Source organism: Nostoc sp. LEGE 12454 (assembly GCF_056620565.1).
The window spans coordinates 275,999-295,904 of the sequence record NZ_JBWQXL010000003.1; the positions used below are offsets into that span (position 1 = coordinate 275,999).

At 40.9% G+C, this 19,906-nt stretch carries 18 protein-coding genes and 2 pseudogenes; 12 read left to right on the forward strand and 8 right to left on the reverse strand.

Translation table 11 applies throughout. The features are described from left to right. Positions 1 to 157: 157 nt before the first annotated feature. Positions 158 to 2,056, forward strand: a complete 1,899-nt coding sequence (locus AC1F2U_RS05140; protein ID WP_480260119.1) for a PAS domain-containing sensor histidine kinase — start codon at positions 158 to 160, stop codon at positions 2,054 to 2,056. Positions 2,057 to 2,242: 186 nt separating this feature from the next. Here AC1F2U_RS05140 and AC1F2U_RS05145 read toward each other — a convergent pair whose 3' ends face one another. Further along, positions 2,243 to 3,370 carry an ABC transporter ATP-binding protein gene (locus AC1F2U_RS05145; protein WP_480260120.1) on the reverse strand — a complete coding sequence of 376 codons (1,128 nt, stop codon included), beginning with the start codon at positions 3,368 to 3,370 and terminating at the stop codon, positions 2,243 to 2,245. A 296-nt stretch (positions 3,371 to 3,666) separates the two neighbouring features. Between AC1F2U_RS05145 and mrdA (AC1F2U_RS05150) the strand changes: the two genes are divergently transcribed. The 3 genes from mrdA (AC1F2U_RS05150) (at position 3,667) to AC1F2U_RS05160 (ending at position 8,601) form a co-directional block, all read left to right on the forward strand. Beyond that, positions 3,667 to 5,514, forward strand: coding sequence for a penicillin-binding protein 2 (mrdA, locus tag AC1F2U_RS05150; RefSeq protein ID WP_480260121.1), 1,848 nt, complete (start codon positions 3,667 to 3,669; stop codon positions 5,512 to 5,514). 68 nt (positions 5,515 to 5,582) lie between these two features. Further along, on the forward strand, positions 5,583 to 7,415 hold the full coding sequence (gene mrdA, locus AC1F2U_RS05155; protein ID WP_480260122.1) for a penicillin-binding protein 2: 1,833 nt from the start codon (positions 5,583 to 5,585) through the stop codon (positions 7,413 to 7,415). A 136-nt stretch (positions 7,416 to 7,551) separates the two neighbouring features. After that, the gene (locus tag AC1F2U_RS05160) at positions 7,552 to 8,601 is read left to right on the forward strand and encodes a serine hydrolase domain-containing protein (protein ID WP_480260123.1); all 1,050 of its coding nucleotides are present in this window, start codon (positions 7,552 to 7,554) and stop codon (positions 8,599 to 8,601) included. Between the two features lie 48 nt (positions 8,602 to 8,649). Here the strand turns inward: AC1F2U_RS05160 and AC1F2U_RS05165 are convergent, their stop codons facing one another. Then, positions 8,650 to 9,450, reverse strand: a complete 801-nt coding sequence (locus AC1F2U_RS05165) for a M15 family metallopeptidase (RefSeq protein ID WP_480260124.1) — start codon at positions 9,448 to 9,450, stop codon at positions 8,650 to 8,652. Positions 9,451 to 9,552: 102 nt separating this feature from the next. On the opposite strand from AC1F2U_RS05165, the gene AC1F2U_RS05170 reads away from it, so the two are divergent. Then, complete coding sequence (locus tag AC1F2U_RS05170) at positions 9,553 to 10,470, forward strand: AEC family transporter (protein WP_480260185.1); 918 nt, start codon at positions 9,553 to 9,555, stop codon at positions 10,468 to 10,470. 180 nt (positions 10,471 to 10,650) lie between these two features. Beyond that, entirely contained in the window at positions 10,651 to 10,938 is a 288-nt protein-coding gene (locus AC1F2U_RS05175) for a hypothetical protein (protein WP_480260125.1), read from the forward strand. 49 nt (positions 10,939 to 10,987) lie between these two features. On the opposite strand, the gene tsaB is transcribed toward AC1F2U_RS05175, so the two are convergent. Continuing rightward, complete coding sequence (gene tsaB / locus AC1F2U_RS05180; protein WP_480260126.1) at positions 10,988 to 11,644, reverse strand: tRNA (adenosine(37)-N6)-threonylcarbamoyltransferase complex dimerization subunit type 1 TsaB; 657 nt, start codon at positions 11,642 to 11,644, stop codon at positions 10,988 to 10,990. 290 nt (positions 11,645 to 11,934) lie between these two features. Beyond that, a complete protein-coding gene (locus AC1F2U_RS05185) occupies positions 11,935 to 12,183 on the reverse strand; it encodes a Ycf34 family protein (RefSeq protein WP_251960287.1) in 249 nt (82 codons plus the stop codon). Between the two features lie 86 nt (positions 12,184 to 12,269). On the opposite strand from AC1F2U_RS05185, the gene AC1F2U_RS05190 reads away from it, so the two are divergent. Together AC1F2U_RS05190 and AC1F2U_RS05195 are read left to right on the forward strand one after the other, a co-directional pair. Further along, a complete protein-coding gene (locus AC1F2U_RS05190; protein WP_480260127.1) occupies positions 12,270 to 13,574 on the forward strand; it encodes a tRNA nucleotidyltransferase/poly(A) polymerase-related protein in 1,305 nt (434 codons plus the stop codon). A gap of 386 nt (positions 13,575 to 13,960) precedes the next feature. Then, positions 13,961 to 14,344 (forward strand): response regulator, encoded by a 384-nt coding sequence (locus tag AC1F2U_RS05195; protein WP_480260128.1) that lies wholly within the window; start codon positions 13,961 to 13,963, stop codon positions 14,342 to 14,344. On the opposite strand, the gene AC1F2U_RS05200 is transcribed toward AC1F2U_RS05195, so the two are convergent. Together AC1F2U_RS05200 and AC1F2U_RS05205 are read right to left on the reverse strand one after the other, a co-directional pair. Then, positions 14,325 to 14,729 (reverse strand): Na-translocating system protein MpsC family protein, encoded by a 405-nt coding sequence (locus tag AC1F2U_RS05200; protein WP_480260129.1) that lies wholly within the window; start codon positions 14,727 to 14,729, stop codon positions 14,325 to 14,327. The two genes, AC1F2U_RS05195 and AC1F2U_RS05200, sit on opposite strands and share 20 nt — an antisense overlap. A gap of 530 nt (positions 14,730 to 15,259) precedes the next feature. Further along, a pseudogene (locus tag AC1F2U_RS05205) lies at positions 15,260 to 15,424 on the reverse strand (GTP cyclohydrolase II); the annotation flags it as partial. Positions 15,425 to 15,642: 218 nt separating this feature from the next. Between AC1F2U_RS05205 and AC1F2U_RS05210 the strand changes: the two are divergent. From AC1F2U_RS05210 to AC1F2U_RS05225, 4 genes and pseudogenes are all read left to right on the forward strand, one after another. Beyond that, positions 15,643 to 16,125, forward strand: a complete 483-nt coding sequence (locus tag AC1F2U_RS05210) for a tetratricopeptide repeat protein (protein ID WP_445626375.1) — start codon at positions 15,643 to 15,645, stop codon at positions 16,123 to 16,125. 228 nt (positions 16,126 to 16,353) lie between these two features. Beyond that, a complete protein-coding gene (locus tag AC1F2U_RS05215) occupies positions 16,354 to 16,626 on the forward strand; it encodes a hypothetical protein (protein ID WP_480260130.1) in 273 nt (90 codons plus the stop codon). Positions 16,627 to 16,682: 56 nt separating this feature from the next. Further along, positions 16,683 to 16,996: pseudogene (locus AC1F2U_RS05220) on the forward strand (hypothetical protein); the annotation flags it as partial. Positions 16,997 to 17,195: 199 nt separating this feature from the next. Continuing rightward, positions 17,196 to 17,657, forward strand: coding sequence for an HNH endonuclease (locus tag AC1F2U_RS05225; RefSeq protein WP_480260131.1), 462 nt, complete (start codon positions 17,196 to 17,198; stop codon positions 17,655 to 17,657). An 80-nt stretch (positions 17,658 to 17,737) separates the two neighbouring features. On the opposite strand, the gene AC1F2U_RS05230 is transcribed toward AC1F2U_RS05225, so the two are convergent. Both AC1F2U_RS05230 and AC1F2U_RS05235 read right to left on the reverse strand, forming a co-directional pair. Beyond that, entirely contained in the window at positions 17,738 to 18,370 is a 633-nt protein-coding gene (locus AC1F2U_RS05230) for a Uma2 family endonuclease (RefSeq protein WP_480260133.1), read from the reverse strand. A 218-nt stretch (positions 18,371 to 18,588) separates the two neighbouring features. Beyond that, positions 18,589 to 19,851, reverse strand: coding sequence for a cysteine desulfurase (locus AC1F2U_RS05235; protein ID WP_480260134.1), 1,263 nt, complete (start codon positions 19,849 to 19,851; stop codon positions 18,589 to 18,591). Positions 19,852 to 19,906: the final 55 nt, after the last annotated feature.

Below are 19,906 nucleotides of genomic sequence, written 5' to 3' on the forward strand. Positions count from 1 at the left end.
ACCCCAGTTGCTCATGGGCACGTAGCATTCACGCAGGAAAGGCATCTTGGCGGTTCGATAAATTAAGCTTTTGAGCAATTTTTGCGTAAGTCCTGAGTCAGGCAGGACTGGCTCAACCCTAGCAAACAGTACTAAATAAAGTAAATCGGAGTTGAACATGTCTACTAACAACATCAATCAAGAGATATCGCTTTTACGTCAGCAAAATGCCCAATTGCTGCAACAGCTAGAAGCATTGCAAGACCTTTATTCAACTACGCTGTTAGTCGAACAACATCAAATTTGTGAATTAGTTACTGATGAAGTCCCACAGGATTTACAACTGATAAAATTACAGTCGAAATTGGTAGATAATTCTACCTTTGTAGAATCAGCAAAGAAAATTCGCGGACAGCATCACCAAACGGCGGCAACTGCTTTGGCTGAGAGTGAAGCTAAGTATCGCCAACTCGTGGAAAATATCAGCGATCTGATTTTTTCCATGTCAGTGCAAGGTCTTTTTACTTATGTCTCACCACAATATAAAAATGTTTTAGGATGGGAACCTTCAGACCTACTTTGTCAACCCTTTGCCCCCTTGCTTCATCCTGATGATTTCCCTCTAGCCCAGAGAAAAATCCAAGAAATGGTGGAAACCAAGGGGCAGCGGATCGCAATAGAATTTCGCCACCTAAAAAAGGATGGAGATTGGTGCTGGATGAGGTCAGTGGCTTCGCCAATTTTCGACTCAGATGGTGAAATTATTGGTCTTCATGGCGCTATTAGCGATATCAGCAGTCGCAAACAAGCCGAAGAATTAATCAAAGCCTCGCAAGCAGAATTACTCGCCTTGTTCAACGCTATGCAGGATGTAATTCTTGTCTTAGATGCCGAAGGAAGATACCTCAAAATCGCTCCTAGCGGTGCGCCTTTACTCTACCAACCTCCTGCGGAAATGCTGGGCAGAAAAATACATGAGGTTTTACCCTTTGCTTGTGCGGACTATTTTCTCAACTCTATTCAACAAGCACTCTTAACTCAAAAAACTGTGAAGGTAGAATATAGCTTGCCTATAGGCGACCGAGAGGTTTGGTTTGAGGCGAATATTGCCAGCATGGACGAAAACACCGTTGTTTGTGTCGCCAGGGATATCAGTGAACGCAAACAGATGGAAGACCAACTGCGACAACAAACAGAAAATTTAGCACAAACTCTTCAAGAACTCAGACAAACTCAAGCACAAATGATTCAAGCAGAAAAAATGTCTAGTTTGGGTCAACTGGTTGCTGGAGTTGCCCACGAAATCAACAACCCCGTTAATTTTATTCACGGTAATCTCACCTATCTTGAAGAATATACTCAAGACCTGTTACGAATAATTCACCATCAGCAGCAATCTGGTGATAAGTTGGAATTTCAGGCTTTGTGTGAAGAAATTGACCTAGAGTACATCCAAAAAGATGTACCAAGAATATTGAGTTCGATGAAAGTTGGTACTAAGCGCATCCGTCAGATTGTGCTGTCGTTAAGAACCTTCTCACGCATAGATGAAGCCGAGTTTAAAGCAGTAGATATTCACGAAAGCATCGACAGTACTCTAATGGTATTGCAACATCGCTTCCAAGAAACAACAAAGCTTCCAGCCATTCAAGTCATCAAAGACTACGGCACATTACCTTTAGTGGAATGCTATGGCGGAGAACTCAATCAGGTGTTTATGAATATATTGGCAAATGCCATTGATGCTTTAGAAGAATGGAGAATTGAAAATGCACAATTAAGAATAGACAATTTAACATCTGGGTTGTTAACTCCCACGATCGCTATTCGTACATCAGTGATAGATTCCAGTTGGGTAAAAATTGCGATCGCTGATAATGGAATAGGTATGTCAGAACAGATTCAACAACAAGTTTTTAATCCGTTTTTCACCAACAAGCCTGTAGGTAAGGGAACAGGTATGGGAATGTTTATCAGTTATCAAATCATTACAGAAACACATGGCGGCAAACTGGAATGTCATTCATCACCAGCAGCAGGAACAGAATTTGTAATTACAATTCCAATTCAGCATTGATCGAACAAGGCAAAAGAAAGAAAATAAAGAACGGCTGTCAACTTCTAAATTTATTTATCGGGATTATCTTTTTACTTTTTAACCATGAATTTGTACTGGTTTACCGATGTTTTTTATGACCATTGACTTTTGATTTTTGATTTTTGATTTCCTCATTCGCGCAGCGTCTCGCAGAAAAGGGGTTGACTATTGACTAATAGCTAAACAATCAGTTTCTGCCCACCAGGCGTAAATAAGTGTGTCGCGGTCTGGTAAAGTGCCCAAAGTATTAGGTTGCAACACATTAATGCTAATGCCATTTGTTAATTCCATAACATAGTTAACGTGTGTGCCCAAATACATAACGTTGACAAGCCGTCCTTCAAAGCAGTTAACTGGCAAATTAGGTGGATAAAGCGAAAGCTGTATTTTTTCTGGACGCACACTCACTACTACAGATTGTGATAATTCAGTTGGTGTATCTTCAGCGCGGTTAATAACAATTGATAGTCCCATTTTTGTGGAAATTTTAATATTGGACGAGTCTACCGCGACGATTTCACCACTGAATAAATTAGTATCACCAATAAAATCAGCAACAAAGGATGTACAGGGACGTTCGTAAATTTCGCTGGGAGTGCCAACTTGTTCAATTTTGCCTTGATTCATCACGGCAATGCGATCGCTCAAAGACAATGCTTCTTCTTGGTCGTGTGTCACCATCACAAAGGTTAACCCCAAGTCTTTGTGTAAATTTGATAACTCAACTTGCATTTCCTTACGTAGTTTTAAATCTAACGCCCCTAAAGGTTCATCCAGTAATACCACGGTGGGACGGTTGACTAAAGCCCTTGCTAAAGCTACTCGCTGCTGTTGACCGCCAGAAAGTTGATTGGGAAAGCGCGATCGCAAACTTTCCATTTTCACCAGTTTTAAAGCTTCTTCGACTCTAGCTTCAATTTTCGATTTGGGTATTTTTTTTAACCGCAGTCCGAAGGCGATGTTATTCCAGACATTCAGGTGGTTAAATAGAGCGTAACTTTGAAATACAGTATTGACGGGTCGGCGGTAAGGGGGCACATTAGTCATGGACTGACCCTGAATAAATACCTTACCAGCGTCAGCAATTTCAAACCCAGCAATTAAGCGCAGTGTTGTTGTTTTACCACAACCGGAGGGGCCTAAAATACTAAAAAATTCTCCTTGTCTGACATCCAAATCAATTCCATTTACTGCTGGTTCTTGGTTAAAAAACTTGAAGACGTTACGCAGTTCCACATCAAGTGGCTGAAAACTTGTTATCCCCCTCTGATTTTGCATGACAATTTGAGCCATAATCCTCAGTAGAATGCCGCGATCTTTACGTTATTTTGTCAATTGCTCTAGTCTTTTGGGCAGACTATATTTGACACTTTGGTTTATTGTATCCGCCAAAAACAATTGTTCAAGAATATACTCGCCCGATTCTTTCGTACCCAGTAACAAAAACAAAAATATGGTAAATTTATATACTAAACTTTTTACTTAGGGATTCTGCGATTAAGTTAACAAACCTTAAAATTGTATATTAGCAATTGCTAAAAGTCTGGCTGGAATTGCGTTTATTCATTTTGAATTTTGAATTGATACTTATGTCTTTATTCCCATCACTCGGCAACAAAAAAGATACACGTACAGTTGGACGTGGTTTCCAATCAATATTTTTAATCGTATTTACCCTATTAATGGCCAGTGGGATTGAGGCTCGTTTGGCTTACTTGCAAATAGTTGAAGGGCCAAAACTCCGAGAACGAGCTGAAGCAAACCGAATTCGGATGATTCCCAAACAACCAGAACGGGGCAATATTTTTGACCGGAATGGCAAACTTTTAGCTAGCACTCGCTATCCTAGCTCTGTATACTTGTGGCCGATGGCACATACTAAGCCTTCCTGGTCTGTAGTCGGCCCGCGTCTAGCGCAAATTCTCAACATTCCCCAAGATGAGATGGAAAAGAAATTAGAACAAGCTGGTGCTAATTCTTCTTCCCTCATCCGGGTTGCTCGCGATTTAAATGAAGCAGAAATTACGGCATTAAAGGAGTATAAAAATGAACTCCCAGAAGTGGAGATCAATACAGATTCTGTACGTTATTATCCCCACGGCAAGGAATTAGCGCACGTACTAGGTTATACACGGGAGTTAACCCCCGACCAGTTAAAGGGCAAGAAGGAGTTAGGCTATCGACTGGGAGATGTCATCGGTCAAATGGGTGTGGAAAAGGCTTATGAGAAAGCTCTACGGGGCGAATGGGGCGGTCAGCAAGTGGAAGTGGATGGTGCGGGTAGACCAATCCGGGTTATAGGGGAGAAACAGGCAAAAGCTGGTAATGATTTGCACTTAACCATAGATTTGGATGTGCAAAAGGCAGCAGAAAAAGCTTTAGGAAATCACCGAGGTGCGATCGCAGCACTCGATCCAAACAATGGTGCTGTTTTAGCGTTGGTATCTTACCCCACCTTTGACCCAAATATCTTTTCCAAACAAAAACTCTCTCAAAAAGATTGGGAAAGTGTCCAAGGGAAAGATCATCCCTTGGTGAATCGCGCCCTGAGTGCCTTTCCACCCGCCAGTACTTTTAAAGTTGTGACTACGACAGCTGGACTAGAATCAGGTGAATTTTCTCCTGACTCAATACTACAAACCTTTGGTTCTCTTACCGTGGGTGGGGTGACATTTGGTGAGTGGAACCACGCCGGATTCGGGCCATTGGGATTTCCCAGAGCGATCGCTATGAGTAGTGATACTTTCTTCTATCAAGTTGGCAGAAAAGTTGGCGGCCCAACTTTAATCAAATGGAGTCGCAAATACGGGTTTGGTCAAAGAACTGGTATTGAATTTCGTGATGAAGAATCAGTAGGCTTGGTTCCAGATGAAACATGGAAGCAGAAAGCTTGGAAGATACCTTGGACTGTTGGTGACACCATTAATATGTCAATTGGTCAAGGCGCTTTACAAGTGACACCTCTGCAATCGGCGATTATGTTTTCTGTCCCTGCTAATGGCGGCTATCGAGTTCAGCCACATTTGCTTAAAGACAACGAAGAAGCAAAAAGTTGGCGAGAATCCTTAAATATGAAGCCGACAACTATCAAAGTTCTCCGCGACGGACTGCGAAAGGTGGTGAGTGAAGGCACTGGTAAGCGCTTGGACGTGCCAACAATTGCCCCAGCCTCCGGGAAGAGTGGCACTGCTGAAGCCGGTGCTGGTCGCCCAAATCATACTTGGTTTGGTGCTTATGCTCCTAGTAATAAGCCGGAAATTGTGGTTGTGGCCTTTGGGGAAAACTCTGGCGATCATGGCGGTACTGTTTGCGGGCCGATGGTTTTACAAGTACTAGAAGCTTATTTTCAGCACAAATATCCAGGTAAGTATCAAAAACCTCAGCCTGACCCATCAGAAGCAAAAACTCATAATTCAGGACATGGCACTGGAGACTAGTGTGTAAAACTAAAACCTAAAACAGAATTGTTTAAAAATAATCTTAATTTTGAAATCCTCTTTGTCTTATGAGTTTATTGAATCCATCTCCACTTGGCGGACAAAAAAATACACGTACAGTTGGAAAGAGTTTCCAGCCGATATTTTTAATAATATTTACTCTACTGATGATGACTGGTATCAGTGTTCGTTTGGCATATTTGCAAATTACTGAAGGAGCAAGCCACCGAAAACGAGCCGAGTCAAATCGAATTCGGATGATCCCCAAACAACCAGAACGGGGCAATATCTTTGACCGCAATGGCAAACTTTTAGCCAGTACTCGCTATCCTCGCTCTGTATATTTGTGGCCGATGGCACATACCAAGCCAGCATGGCCAGTTGTAGGGGCACGTCTATCTCAAATTCTCGAAGTTACCCAAGAAGAGATGGAGAAGAAATTAGAAGAGGCCGGTGCTAACTCTTCTTCACTGATTCGGGTTGCTCGTGACTTGAACGAGGCGCAAATCACAGCATTAAAGGAGTATCAAGCCGAACTTCAAGACGTGGAAATCTCTACAGAGGCGGTTCGCTATTACCCCCACGGCAAGGAATTAGCTCATGTATTAGGTTATACGCGAGAACTGACCGCCGAGCAGTTAAAAGAAAAGAAGCAGGAAGGTTACAGATTGGGTGATGTGATTGGTCAAATGGGAGTTGAAAAAGCTTATGAAAAAAGTCTGCGGGGTGAATGGGGTGGTCAGCAAGTAGAAGTTGATGGTGCAGGTCGCCCGCTCCGAGTTTTAGGTGAAAAACAGGCGGAAGCTGGTAACGATTTGCACTTGACTGTAGATTTAAATATGCAAAAGACAGCAGAAAAAGCTTTAGGCGATCGCGACGGTGCGATCGTTGCCCTTGATCCCAAGACCGGTGCCGTTTTAGCAATGGTATCTCACCCCACCTTTGACCCAAATATTTTCTCGAAGCAGAAACTCACCCAAAAAGATTGGGAATTTGTCCAAGGTGCCGATCATCCCTTGGTGAATCGCGCCCTCAGCGCCTTTCCACCCGCTAGCACCTTCAAAATTGTTACCACCACAGCCGGTTTAGAATCAGGTAAATTTTCTCCTAGCACAGTCCTGCAAACCTACGGTTCCCTGAGTTTTGGCGGCACCCGATTTGGTGAATGGAATCACGCCGGGTTCGGGCCATTGGGTTTTGTCGGAGCATTACAGTGGAGTAGTGATACCTTCTTCTATCAAATTGGTCGCGGAGTCGGCGGCCCAACTTTAATTGAGTGGACTCGCAAGTATGGATTTGGTAAAAGAACGGGCTTTGAGTTTGGCAACGAAGAGGCAAAAGGTTTAGTACCAGATGAGGCATGGAAGCAGAAAACTTGGAAGATACCTTGGACTGTAGGCGACAGCATTAATATGTCAATTGGTCAAGGTGCTTTACAAACGACACCTTTACAAGTCGCCATCATGTTTGCTGTGCCTGCTAATGGTGGCTATCGAGTCCAGCCGCATTTGCTTAAAGACAATGAAGAAGCAAAAAGCTGGCGAGCATCTTTAAATATGAAGCCGACAACCATAAGTGTTCTCCGTCAGGGACTACGGAAAGTAGTAGCTGAAGGTACGGGTAAAGCTTTGAAGCAGCCAACAGTTCCCGCAGTGGCTGGTAAGAGTGGCACTGCTGAAGCGTGGAAAGGCCGTGTTAAGCAAAATCACGCTTGGTTTGGAGCTTATGCACCTGCTGAACAGCCAGAAGTTGTGATTGTGGCATTTGCTGAACATTCCGGTGGTGGTGGTGGTAGCATTGCTGCGCCGATGATCTTACAAATTATGGAGGAATACTTTCAGCGCAAGTATCCAGGTAAGTATCAGAAACCAGCGCCTGAGAACCCAGAAAATAGCAGATAAAATTAAGCGTAGGGCATTGGGCATGGGGCATTGGGAAGAGGCAGAGGGGCAGGGGGAAGGGTGCAGAGGAGAGGAATTTTCCCCCTGCTCCTCTGCTCCCTCATCTCGATATCGCCAAACAAAAATCAGGTCAATTATGATTGACGACTATATTCGAGCTGTAATGACTAAAAACCAGATTCCGGGGCTTTCTGTTGCAGTCGTGCAGGAAGGTGAACCTGTTTTAGTTAAGGGCTATGGACTGGCGAATGTTGAACACTCTGTTCCAGCTACTGAAAATACAGTTTATGAAATTGCGTCTGTAGGTAAAACTTTCACCGCTACAGCCATAATGATGCTGGTGGAGCAAGGGGTAATTTCGCTAGATGATGCGATCGCAGACTATCTCGATCGTCTACCCCTAACGTGGCAAAATGTCACAATCGGGCATATTCTATCTCATCAGTCTGGAATTCCTAGCTATACCGATGCTCCAAACTACTGGGAAATTACTCATCTTGATTTATCTAAATCTGAAATTTTGGCTCTAGTTACTCACTTACCCCTCAAGTTCCAACCAGGTGAGTTTAGCGCCTACGACAACACAGGCTACTATCTACTGGGTTTGCTCCTAGAAAAAGTAACTGGACAATCTTATGGAGATTTGTTGCAAGAGCGCATTTTTGCTCCTTTGGGAATGAATGCAACCGTGATGAATAATCCCAGTGACATAGTGCCGCACCGGGCTGCTGGTTATCGGTTGCTAAACAGCAAACTCGTTAACAAACCTTACTACAGTCCTTCTGTTACCTATTCTGCTGGAGGTCAACTTTCCAGTGTAGAAGATATGGTGAAGTGGGAACAGGCGCTTTGTGGTGCAACTCTACTAAAGCAATCAACCCTGGATTTGATGTGGACTCCTCGTTTTCCCAATCAGGGCGATGATTGGGAAAAATTAAGATATGTTGCAGGTTTAGGTTGGTGGGTATTTAATTATGGCGATCGCCGAGTAGTTGGTCATAATGGTTCGATACTAGGATTCGCAAGTAACATTAGCCGCTTTATTGATGACAAAATTACCGTGATTTTACTTTGCAATCTCGATAAAATTTCCCGCCCAGATGCGATCGCTAAGAAAATTGCTGAATACTACTGTCCAGCCCTTAAAGAAGTGGTGCTTCAGCCTCCACTAGGGGAAAGGGAGTAGGGAAAGAGGGGTTAAAACCAATTACTCCTGACTCCTGTTTGCTGTCTTTTATGGCGATATCTTAGCGGGTTTCAAGTTTCTGGCTTTGTAGAACATTTCTAAACTATTGCGATCGCCTACAAAACGCCAGTGCCACGGCTCATAACTTACACCTTGAGCATTATCTTTGGAAAAAGACATTTCAAAGCTAAAACGTGCTGCATTTGCTTGCAGCCACCGATAAGCCTTGGTATTGTCAAAGTTTGTTTGAAGATTAGTTGCTGGCACCGATCCGTCTCCAACATCCACAGCATAACCCGTATGATGTTCGCTATGGCCAGGAGGAGCACTGAGGGCGGCTCGTTCTGCTGGCGTTTGATTTCGCTGCGCACCGACAGCAAAAAACAACTGCTCTTGGTCTTTGACTGAGCGAAAGCCAGAAATTGGCACTAATATTACACCTGAACTCCGGGCTGCTGCTACCATCTCCTCAAACTTTTGGGCAGCAGCTTTTCGCATTCTAATGCCCCTATTTGCGGAGATGGTTACTAGTTCTGACTCAGGGGCTTCTGGGTATGGAAAATGCCCTAATACAGTATCGCTGGAATTATTTGCTGCGGTCGTTGCAGGAGCAGAAGTAGCTGGTAAAGGTTGAGAATCGGCGGTTTTTTTGGGTGCAGTCACGAAAAACCACAAACCGCTAATTAAAGCTAGCAAGACAAATCCCGCAAATCCCCCAATCAAAATAATTCGGGGTTGCAACCAAATTTTAGGTGCTGCAACAGGGGTATCGCGTACAGCCACTGGAATATCATCACCAAGGTCATTCGATGAGTTTTGCGGTTTTCCAGAAAACCCTGCCTTATTCAAGGGTAAACTCCTGTTTTTGTGGAATAGCCATAACAGATTTTGCACTGGACAAAAGTAGACGTAACAGGTAGCATTTTACATCTGTGGTTCTTAGGCGCAATCTTGACAAACCTTTTAGAACTATACGTCAAGCTGGGAGGATTAGTCCTGGTAGGTTTTATCCTGGGACGCAAACTACCTGTAACAGTTCCTACACGTTTAGGACTGTTTCTTTTTTGGGTGGGAGTACCCATAAGCATAGTATCGTTTTTGCGTCAATCCAGCTTGTCAGGGCAAATTTGGGTTGCGCCTGCTATCGCTTACCTAGCTATTTTACTAGGAGCATTTTTTGCTTGGTTAGCCATTAAAGGACAAGCCTATTTTAGAAAGACTGTTTCCCAACCATCAACTCAGGCTAGCTTGATATTAGCCGCAATGTTGGGTAATACTGGTTATCTTGGCTTTCCCATTACCTTGGCAATGGTAGGCAAGGAATACTTTGCTTGGGCGCTATTTTACGATTTGCTAGGTTCATTCCCAGGAGCTTATGGCTTGGGTGTGTTACTAGCAGCGCGTTTTGGCGGTGGCATCCATAATCATTGGCAGATTGCTAGGCCCATCTTAATTAATCCTGCGCTGTGGGGTTTCGGATTTGGCTTGCTGTTTCGGCAGGTGACAATTCCCACAGTCGTGGAATTTTGGTTAGAAAAATTTGCTTGGAGTAGTGTAGCTTTATCCCTGGTATTAATTGGAATGCGACTGGCGCTGCTCAAATCTTGGCGTAGCTTACCACAAGCAGGGATGAGCTTAGGAATCAAAATGCTGCTAGTTCCCTTAATATTGGGTAGCATCTTACCCCTATTTGGATTAACTGGGGCGATCGCAAAGATAATTGTGTTACAAGCGGCTATGCCTCCAGCTTTCGCCACGCTGGTAATTGCTGAGACATTCAATCTCGATCGCGATCTGGCAGTTACTGCCTTAGCTGCTGGGGCTATAGTATTGTTGGTTACTCTCCCAGTTTGGCTGTGGCTATTTTGATTTTGGATTTATTTATTGTATTGCTTCTTTGGATGATGATGACTATTATTAGTGAGTATTTTGATGAACTAGAGTTTTGGGATTCTTGTTATTTTGATAAACCTATAATTAAGAATACTCATGAATCCTCATCCACAACTAAGACTAATTTGGAGGGTTTTGTTAGTCCCTATCAAATATATGTTGGCAATCGTTGGGGCAATATCTTCTGTTATTGGTTCCGGAGAATTGTCTGGCTATATGGCTGAACTTGTACGAGGAAAACCCTCTGCTGATGTGGGAGTAGTCATTTACTCATACAGTGATAGAGCTTTAATTTTGTGGTTGCTGACCTTTCCAATATTGTCTTATAATTTTTTATTCATCATTAAGCAAACATTTAGTAAAAATAGCAACCTTCCTTATTGGATTGGCATTATTACAGGTGTTTTATGTCTGCCCTACTACCTTATTCCCTTATTGTGGTAAAAGAATCGTTATACAGGGCTAGAGTACTGGAAAAACATATATTAGTTAGTTAAACTTCTACTGGATGCTGCCCATAATATGGTAAAGCCTCTGACCAATTAGGACACTTGCCCTCTTGCCAATCGAGATTAGCTAGTTCCAGAATACTTGTCACCGTTGCCGCCAACCCAGATTGGGCTTGAATCAACTGATAATTAGTGTTCCAATTCGCTAAAGTTTCTTGCCATGCTTCTGGTGTCAACACTCTATCTGACAAACACACTTTTAGTTTAGAAGTATCTGGCTGAAACTGATAAATAGCAGCAAAAATTTGACCTCGTTGTGCTGGCATTTCCACAGCAAAAGTTGTTAAATTTTGGCTTTTGCTGGCTTCTGACCAAGCTACCGCAGCCAAAGTTGAAATCGCAAATACAGGAATATCTAACTGTTGCCCTAAAGTACGAGCAGTAACAACACCAATTCGAGTTCCTGTAAAGCCGCCGGGGCCTTTTGCAACTGCGATAAAGGACAAATCTGCCCAAGTTTGTGGTTTAATAAATTCAATTAAATATTGATGCACTAAGCTAGATAAATCACGCCCCAAATTCCAAATTTGAGAGCGAGTTTCACCTGCAAAATTACTAATTGCCAAACCTAATTCAGGAGTGGTGGTGTGTAGTGCTAAAGCGGATTTATTTATTGCAAGGTCTTCTAGTTCCGTTGTCAAAGTTACTTAAAATATCTATTTTTATAGAGTTAACGTGATTTATTAAGCATATAACATAGCGGTTCTTAATTGAAAAACTACTGAGTAATAATCAGTCAAACGGTCTTGTTACAAGGTTTGTGAGAGCCAATGCTGTTGACTTTCTAATAGCGATCGCTGATGGAAAAAATCTCATTACAGCAGAGATCGTGTATTGTAACCATATCTGTTGTAGGGGCGCAAGACTTTGCGCCCCTAGCGCGTGGTCTATTTACCTGAAAATAACTGTAAGATACACCAATCATTTTCTATCAAGTCGGCACTAATTCACCAGGACGCAACTTCGACCACTTACCTGTTTCTCGTTTAAAGCTCAGACAACCAACAACATCCCATTCCATTTCAATCACATCATCTTTAGTCCGAATATTGACATTGATAGAAGGTTCATTGGGATCAAAATCTGGGGTTTCAGTCAAGTGAGGCTGTTGGTGCTGCCCTTCTACGGCATGATAGGTAACACAGCTGTCTACATAGTGGCAATTCACGCAAATACACATAATAGAACCAACTCCAGGGGCCTTTATTGTTAATCTAACGTAAGCCCAACTGTTATTCATGAGTTGCTGGGTTGATTTTTATTACAATGCACGAATCAATTCCTTCTACCCTCGCTCCCGAAAATTGGCCTTTCAGCTTGGAATTCTTGCCACAACCCGCTTACATGGTAGGTGGCGCTGTCCGAGATGCGATCCTTGGCAGAACTCGCGAATATCTGGATCTAGATTTTGTTATACCATCCGAGGCGGTAAAGGTAGCGAGAGCGATCGCTCATCATTACAAAGCTGGTTTTGTGTTACTCGATGCAAAACGACAAATTGCGCGTGTGGTTTTTCCCCACGCCACGGCTGATTTTGCCCAACAGGAAGGAAATAGTTTAGAAGTTGATTTGCACAGACGGGACTTTACGGTAAATGCGATCGCTTATAATCCCCATACGCAAGAAATTATCGATCCTCTGCAAGGTTATATAGACTTACAACAGGGCATTTTGCGAATGGTATCACCCGCAAACCTAGAAGATGACCCTTTGCGGTTAATGCGAGGTTATCGCCAAGCCGCCCAACTAGGTTTTACTATTGAGCCAGCTACCCAAGCCGCAATTCGTTCTTTGGCATCACATCTTAGCAAAGTTGCAGCCGAAAGAGTTAGGGTAGAAATTGGCTATCTACTGGCAAATTCTCAAGGTACTCCTTGGATTACAATGGCTTGGGAAGATGGTTTACTTGCCCCTTTCTTCAAAAATGCCACCCGTGAAAGCTTGCTCAAACTAGCAGCAGTTGACACAGCTGCCGCCTTACTCACAGAAAATTGGCAACAACTAGGCGTACAACTGCAACAATATGTCCGCGATAGTATTAAAACTACTTGGCTAGGTATTGCCAAACTTGCTTGTCTCGTCAATCCAGATCCAGAATTAGCAGAAATAGAGCTACAGGAACTAACTTATAGCCGTGCCGAAATCCGCGGTGTAACTACTGCTTTGAAACTGTTACCGCAATTTCAAGTAGTTGAGATGTCGTTGCGAGAACAATACTTTTTGTTTCATGATGCAGATATTGTGTTCCCCACTACGGCAGTGCTAGCTGTAGCAATTAATAATTTGGTAGAGGCAATATCTGGTGACAAGCCACTACACACAGCAGTGGAAACTAAAGCAATGAGCTACCAAGTCTTAGCACCTTTGATCGACCGCTACCTTAACCCTGATGATGCGATCGCTCATCCCACTCCTCTAGTAAGCGGCAAGGAGTTGATTACAACATTAGATATTCCAGCTTCGCCAATTATCGGTCAACTGCTAACTGAAATTGGGGTAGCACAAGCTGAGGGGAAAGTTTCAACTCCAACAGAGGCGATCGCTTATGCACGTCAGTTACTTGATGGTTAAATATACTTAATTAATTTATGGTAATGTAACAAAGGCGATGCCTACGTAATTTGGGCACTCTTGGCTAAGGCTGGTAAATCTGCAACTTTAAGTACCTTAAGTATCCCTTACTTACCATAAAATACCGATCTTTATAGCCAATCCTTGCAATCACATGCATCACTTATGCTAATATTTGCTTGATGTTATGACTGCTTTGCGATGTTATTTCCTAAAATTTAGCGCTGATGGACAACCGAACGAACTATATATTAACCTATTCATTTTTATGCTTTAGTTGGTCGTTCGTACATTCAATTAAACACTTGCTATAAACAAAGACTTTCAGGTTTTCCTAATGGGTGGAGTTTTTATAAATAGCTTTTCTTGGATAGGACTAACTGCTTATGAATGAACAGCCTTTAATTTTGGTTGTAGAACAGAGTTTACATGATTTAGAGCTACTTAATTCTCATTTAGGAATATTAAATTTTTCATGTATTTGTACCAAACAAGGGGTGAGGGCTGTGATGTTAGCACAAACTCATCAACCAGATTTAATTCTGCTAGATATGAAGCTATCTAATTTGAGTGCGAACCAAGTTATTGACGATCTCAAACATGACTCAAAAACTGCTACCATTCCAATCATTGCGGTCACACCTATAACAACGGTACAAGACGATCGCTCCACAATGCTCACAGCGTTTGATGATTGCATTACTAAACCCTATGATTTTAATCAATTAGAAGTGGTAATCAATCGCCACATCAGTCAGCTAATTTCCTAATATTTATCTTGGGAATAGGTTCGGGATTACGAACTTCAGGTAATTCTTTGAGAATTACAACAATCCCAGTACGACCTGTTATTAAATTTGTGTTTGTCATCAGGTAGAGGACAGGTTGACCAATAATTTCCTCAATCAAATTTTTTAAATCTGGTTTAATTATTTTTTCTAAATATAATCGTACTTGTTCAGCTAAAGTATCATAACCTCCTTTCAGTAAAGTTTGTTCAGCTTGGGTAACAGAGTTTTCTATAGAAATTACGATTTCTGTATCAAAAAAATGACAAATGATTTGGCTAGGAGACTTTCCTAACCTATCATTATATAAATTTATGATTCGCTGTGATATTTCTGTTTCTAATTGTCCGATAGTCGGTTGTATCATTAGTACCTACTATGTAATATTTATCGTTATAATCGGGAAATTAAAGTATCCAACATTATAGTAGATGATTATAGAATAGCTAAAAAAACTATTCACTATTTTATATAAAGTTAATGTATCAATGTGATGTATTTAGTATGTATTTATTTAAGAATATATGAAGTAAAATTTGTTAACTCACGATTTGTGCAGTGTTAGGTTAATAACTGGATTTGATCGTCATTTGATCGGGGTAATTAGCTTATTTTGTATTACATAAGCTTAGGCGTAGCCCACCGTGCCTGTATCTCACAACCCAGTACTTAATTAGCCATGTTTATTAAAATGGTCATCAATAACAGAGGCATATAGTACCACCTCGGAATGTAATGTACATTACAAGATTCTCTATACCTTCCGGTGCAGCTAGTAAGCAGATAAATTTAGGTTCTAGTAAAGAGTATATTAGCAACTAAGATAATTTGTGAAAAATCGATACAACATATTCGGCATTAATTCTTAGAAGCCGATCGCATTCTGTATGGGCAAAGCAACTGTGATTCTGTAATGTCATAACGCTTAGTAATTACTGGTAAATACCAAAGTGGCTCAACTGTGGCTTTGGTAATAACCAAATTACCCCCTGGTTTCATAATCTTGCCATCTACCTGCAAACAACCTTTGTCTACTGCATATTGCAGTTCTGGTATATTGATGTCGCCAAAGGGAGCTGCTAGCTACCTTAGTCAGTTTTATTTTTATGACTCTAAATATCTAGTGTGGTATTAGTCATATTGTTGAACACAATAAATCACACATAAATTTCATAATCAGCAATTAATCACGGTTAATTTAAAGATGACTTTAAAAATGATTTAATCGATGTATTTTGTGAGAAAGTTAATACAAAGGTATATTCACTGATCTCAAATTCATGGATTCTTTATTTATCAATTCCTTACTTGAAGAGTTGAAAAACCCGGATGCCACAGTGCGCGACAAGGCAACCAGAAAAATCTGGCGGATCTGGTTTCAGCAAAAGGGAATCTATGGGCTGGAAATAATTGACCGCAGTCAAAAGCTACTAGATGCAGGTGAAATTGCTGAAGCGGAAACAGCGCTGACAGCATTAATTAAAGACCAGCCAGATTTTGCCGAAGCTTGGAATCGTCGAGCTTTCCTCTATTACAGTATTGGTGATTATCAAAAATCTCTGGCTGATTGTCAGATGGTTGTACAGATAAATCCAATACATTTTGGGGCGCTTCATGGTATGGGCTTATGTTATGCAGCAATAGGAGAGTATAGTCAAGCTATCCGAGCTTTTCAACGTGCTTTAGAAATTCAGCCCTATTCCCTAGTGAATCAAAAGTTGATTCTAGAATGTACATTTAGATTCAGCTACAACGGCAGATAGGAGAGAACATCATACTGTTTTATGAATCTGTTATCATCCTCATCAACAACAATTCATCGCCTTACTCACCATAGTTTTATTCAATACGCTTCTAGCTGAATTAATAGCAGCGTTATTGCTGCTTGTACTAACAGCAACCAACTGTCAACTAACAATTCTCGGTTGAATAAAGTTAACTTTAGTACAAACTAGATAGCAGAAGCAGAACATGGTGGATTTTACTAAACGATGTCTACGATGGTTTACGCCCTTGCCACTGGTATTTACAAAGACTACGGTTTAGATGTAACTATCAAGGAGGAGTGGTCTCTAGGTTCTCAGTGGTACTCAATTGTTGATGGGGATACAGTAGATTTCTTTATGAGTTATGGTATGGATGCCGTGAATGCCATAGCCACAGTTTCAGCAGTTTTCAAGAAAGACCCCTGGCGTCTGATTGCACATCCCAACTCAGCAATTAACATTTTTGCCGATCTTATCTTTTTTACTCTGTTAAGCTAAAGGTTTTTCTAACTATAGTAATCCTAAATGAGTTGTCAAAATCGAGAGACTAAGAGGATATAGAGGTTTTGTATTATGTTGTTTACAATCCCAACGCCGGAGAAAACCACCTTTAGAAGTTTATCGCTTTGTAAATGGTGAATATGTATTGCAACCAGGAAATTTCGTTTGGTTATCAGAGATAGGTTTACCAATTGGTTATGAATGAGGAACCTATCAGGGAATTACGCGGGATTGGTTGTATTGGTATGACAAAGAATGAGTCAGATATTTAACACTAGAAGAACGAGCGATCGCTGCTGAAGAACGCACTCAAAGACTGGCAGAAGAATTACGAAGATTGGGGATAGATCCAGATTCTTTGAGTTGAGCGTAAATATAGGGCGATTACAGTTGATTTAGGTTGTGTTTGGCGAATACAAGCGTGCTTCGTTAATCTTATATTTGAGAAGTAGGATCTTAGCAGTTACTTTTACTAATGGCATTTAATTTTCTTAAAATACACGCATTGCATTATTTATCTAAATTACAATTTTCTAAGAAACACTATATTTTTAAAGTGATTTATAATGGCACATCCTAATATTTATCAAAGAAGGACTTATGTCAAAATATTACTAGATAAAGGTGTATATATCGATTTCAAAATGAAACTAGAAATTGGTATTATTTTTGCTTGTAGTCATAGTGCAATAACAGCCGATATTTTAGCTCTCACTAGAAATCCAAATTTGCCTACACCGCATGTCTCACAAAATATGAGAAAGAAAATTCGCCAACGTGATGGTATTTTATGCCAATATTGTGGAACTAAATCCTTACATAAAGAATATGTGGTCGAACATGTTATACCTGCCTCAAGAGGTGGAGTAGCAAAGCCTTATAATCTTGTAATAGCTTGCCAGTCCTGTAATAGTATAAAAGGAAAATCTGTTTGGATACCAAATAACATTGAGGCAATTACAAAAGATTATTCTGAATGGCGTATATATATTATGGAACTTGCTACAAACTATCAAAAAATTATATAAGTTCAACAATAAAAAACTTAAATATTTAAAAGATTAATATAAACTTTTTGACGGTAAAAATTAATATAATAATTATCTAACTATTTTAACTTTTCCCTGACATAAGCACGAAATGATTTGAGCAAAGCAATTTCTCTCATACTTTTACTTTGCTCAATAAATCTGCTTATCTCGCTCACTGATACTAGAGGAAAGGCAATACTAAAATTACACTTAACATATTGCCCCTCTATCAATTGATAAAATTTTAAATTTTGTCCATCATATCTCCAAAGTTCAGTTACACCCAACGCTGAATAAATTCCCAATTTGTTAACTGAACTACTGGTAATGTCAATCTCAATTGCTAAGTCAGGCGGCGGATCATTTTCTAAATCTAAAGTTTGCTTACCCCTAATAGCTAGTTCATTCTGGATATAGTAGCAAGTATCTGGTTCTATTCCCCGCTTTGATATTTTCCGCTTCAATGTTGTTGAACCAGCACTTCTAATTTCAATTCCTAATTCTTCAGCTAAGACTAGAATAAATCGGTCAAACTGAATTTTGGGGTTTTCGTGTTCAAAAAGTGGAGTCATGATTTCTAAAACACCGCAGTCATAAGCAAAGCGAGAACCTCTATCTTCACCTGTATCTCTCAGCAAGGCTTCAAAGGTTTCCCAGCTAATGTTCTGTAGCACTGTTCTTTGTTCAGCAGCCGTTGACTTGACAAGCATATTACAATACTTCTTCTGTCAGGATGTTAGATAAAATACCGATAATTTTACCTATGTCATTAATATAATATTCGCTCAAGTCAATTTCAACCATTTGACCAATGAGCTTCAAAACTTTAGTTTCTCCTATAAATAATCCAGATAATTAAATTGTGCCAAATATTAGCAATATATCTTGCTGATAATTGGCACAATTACTATCTGAATATTTTGTAAATTTAAGCAAGTAAACCCGCAAAAAAGTCCAGAGTTTCTTTCAGTGCTTTGATGAAAATATCAATTTCCTCGCGGGTGTTGTAGAAAGATAGACTTGCTCGTGCGGTTGCAGCAAGACCTAAGTAACGGTGTAATGGTTGTGTGCAGTGGTGTCCAGAACGGATGGCAACGCCTTCTTGATCTAATAATGTAGATAAGTCGTTAGCGTGAACTTCTCCGGCTGTGAACGACGCAAGAGCGGCTCTACCTTCACCTTTTGCATTTGGTTTGGGGCCGTAAATTCTAATTTGGGGAATTTGCTCTAATTGTTGGAACAAATAAGCTGTTAATTCTGCTTCGTAGGCGTGGATTTTATCCATACCGATACTGCTAAGATAATCTATCGCAGCACCAAGTGCGATCGCTTCTCCAATTGCAGGTGTACCAGCTTCAAATTTATGCGGTAATTCTGCGTATGTGGAATGGTCTAAATACACCTCTGCAATCATCTCACCACCACCAAAAAATGGTGGCATTGATTCTAGCAATTCCAACTTGCCATACAGAAATCCTATCCCAGTTGGAGCGCACATTTTATGACCAGAAGCTACCAACCAGTCACAATCTATTTTCTGTACATCGACAGGGAAGTGGGGAACACTTTGGCAAGCATCAACTAAGAATTTAGCACCGTAGCTGTGAGCGATCGCACCAATTTCTTCAACTGGATTAATGCAACCTAAAGCATTAGAAATATGCACCACCGACACTAACTTTGTTTTTTCGCAAATCAGCTTTTTAAACTGTTCCAAATCAAAAGTTTCTTCTGGTGTTAATTCTACAAATTTCAGTACTGCGCCCGTTTTTTGCGACACCAATTGCCAAGGCACAATATTACTGTGGTGTTCCATCACCGACAGAATAATTTCATCCCCAGGCTGCAAATTATTCATTCCCCAGCTATAAGCGACTAGGTTAATCGCTTCACTTGCGTTGCGGGTGTAGACGATTTCCTGACGCGATGCAGCATTGATGAATTTGGTAACTTTATCTCTAGCACCTTCATAAGCATCAGTAGCTTTAGCACTCAGAGAATGAGCGCCTCGATGGACGTTAGCATTATATTGCTCGTAATAATCCCGTAGGGTATTTAATACGAACAAAGGCTTTTGTGATGTCGCAGCATTATCGAGATAAACCAAGGGTTTCTCGTTGACTTCCTGATGCAATATCGGGAAGTCAGCGCGAACTTTATCAGCAAGGGTTTTGGTAGGAGTAAAAGTCATTGGTAGATTAGTTATTACTCATTAGTCATTAGTCATTTGTCACTCGTACTGAGCG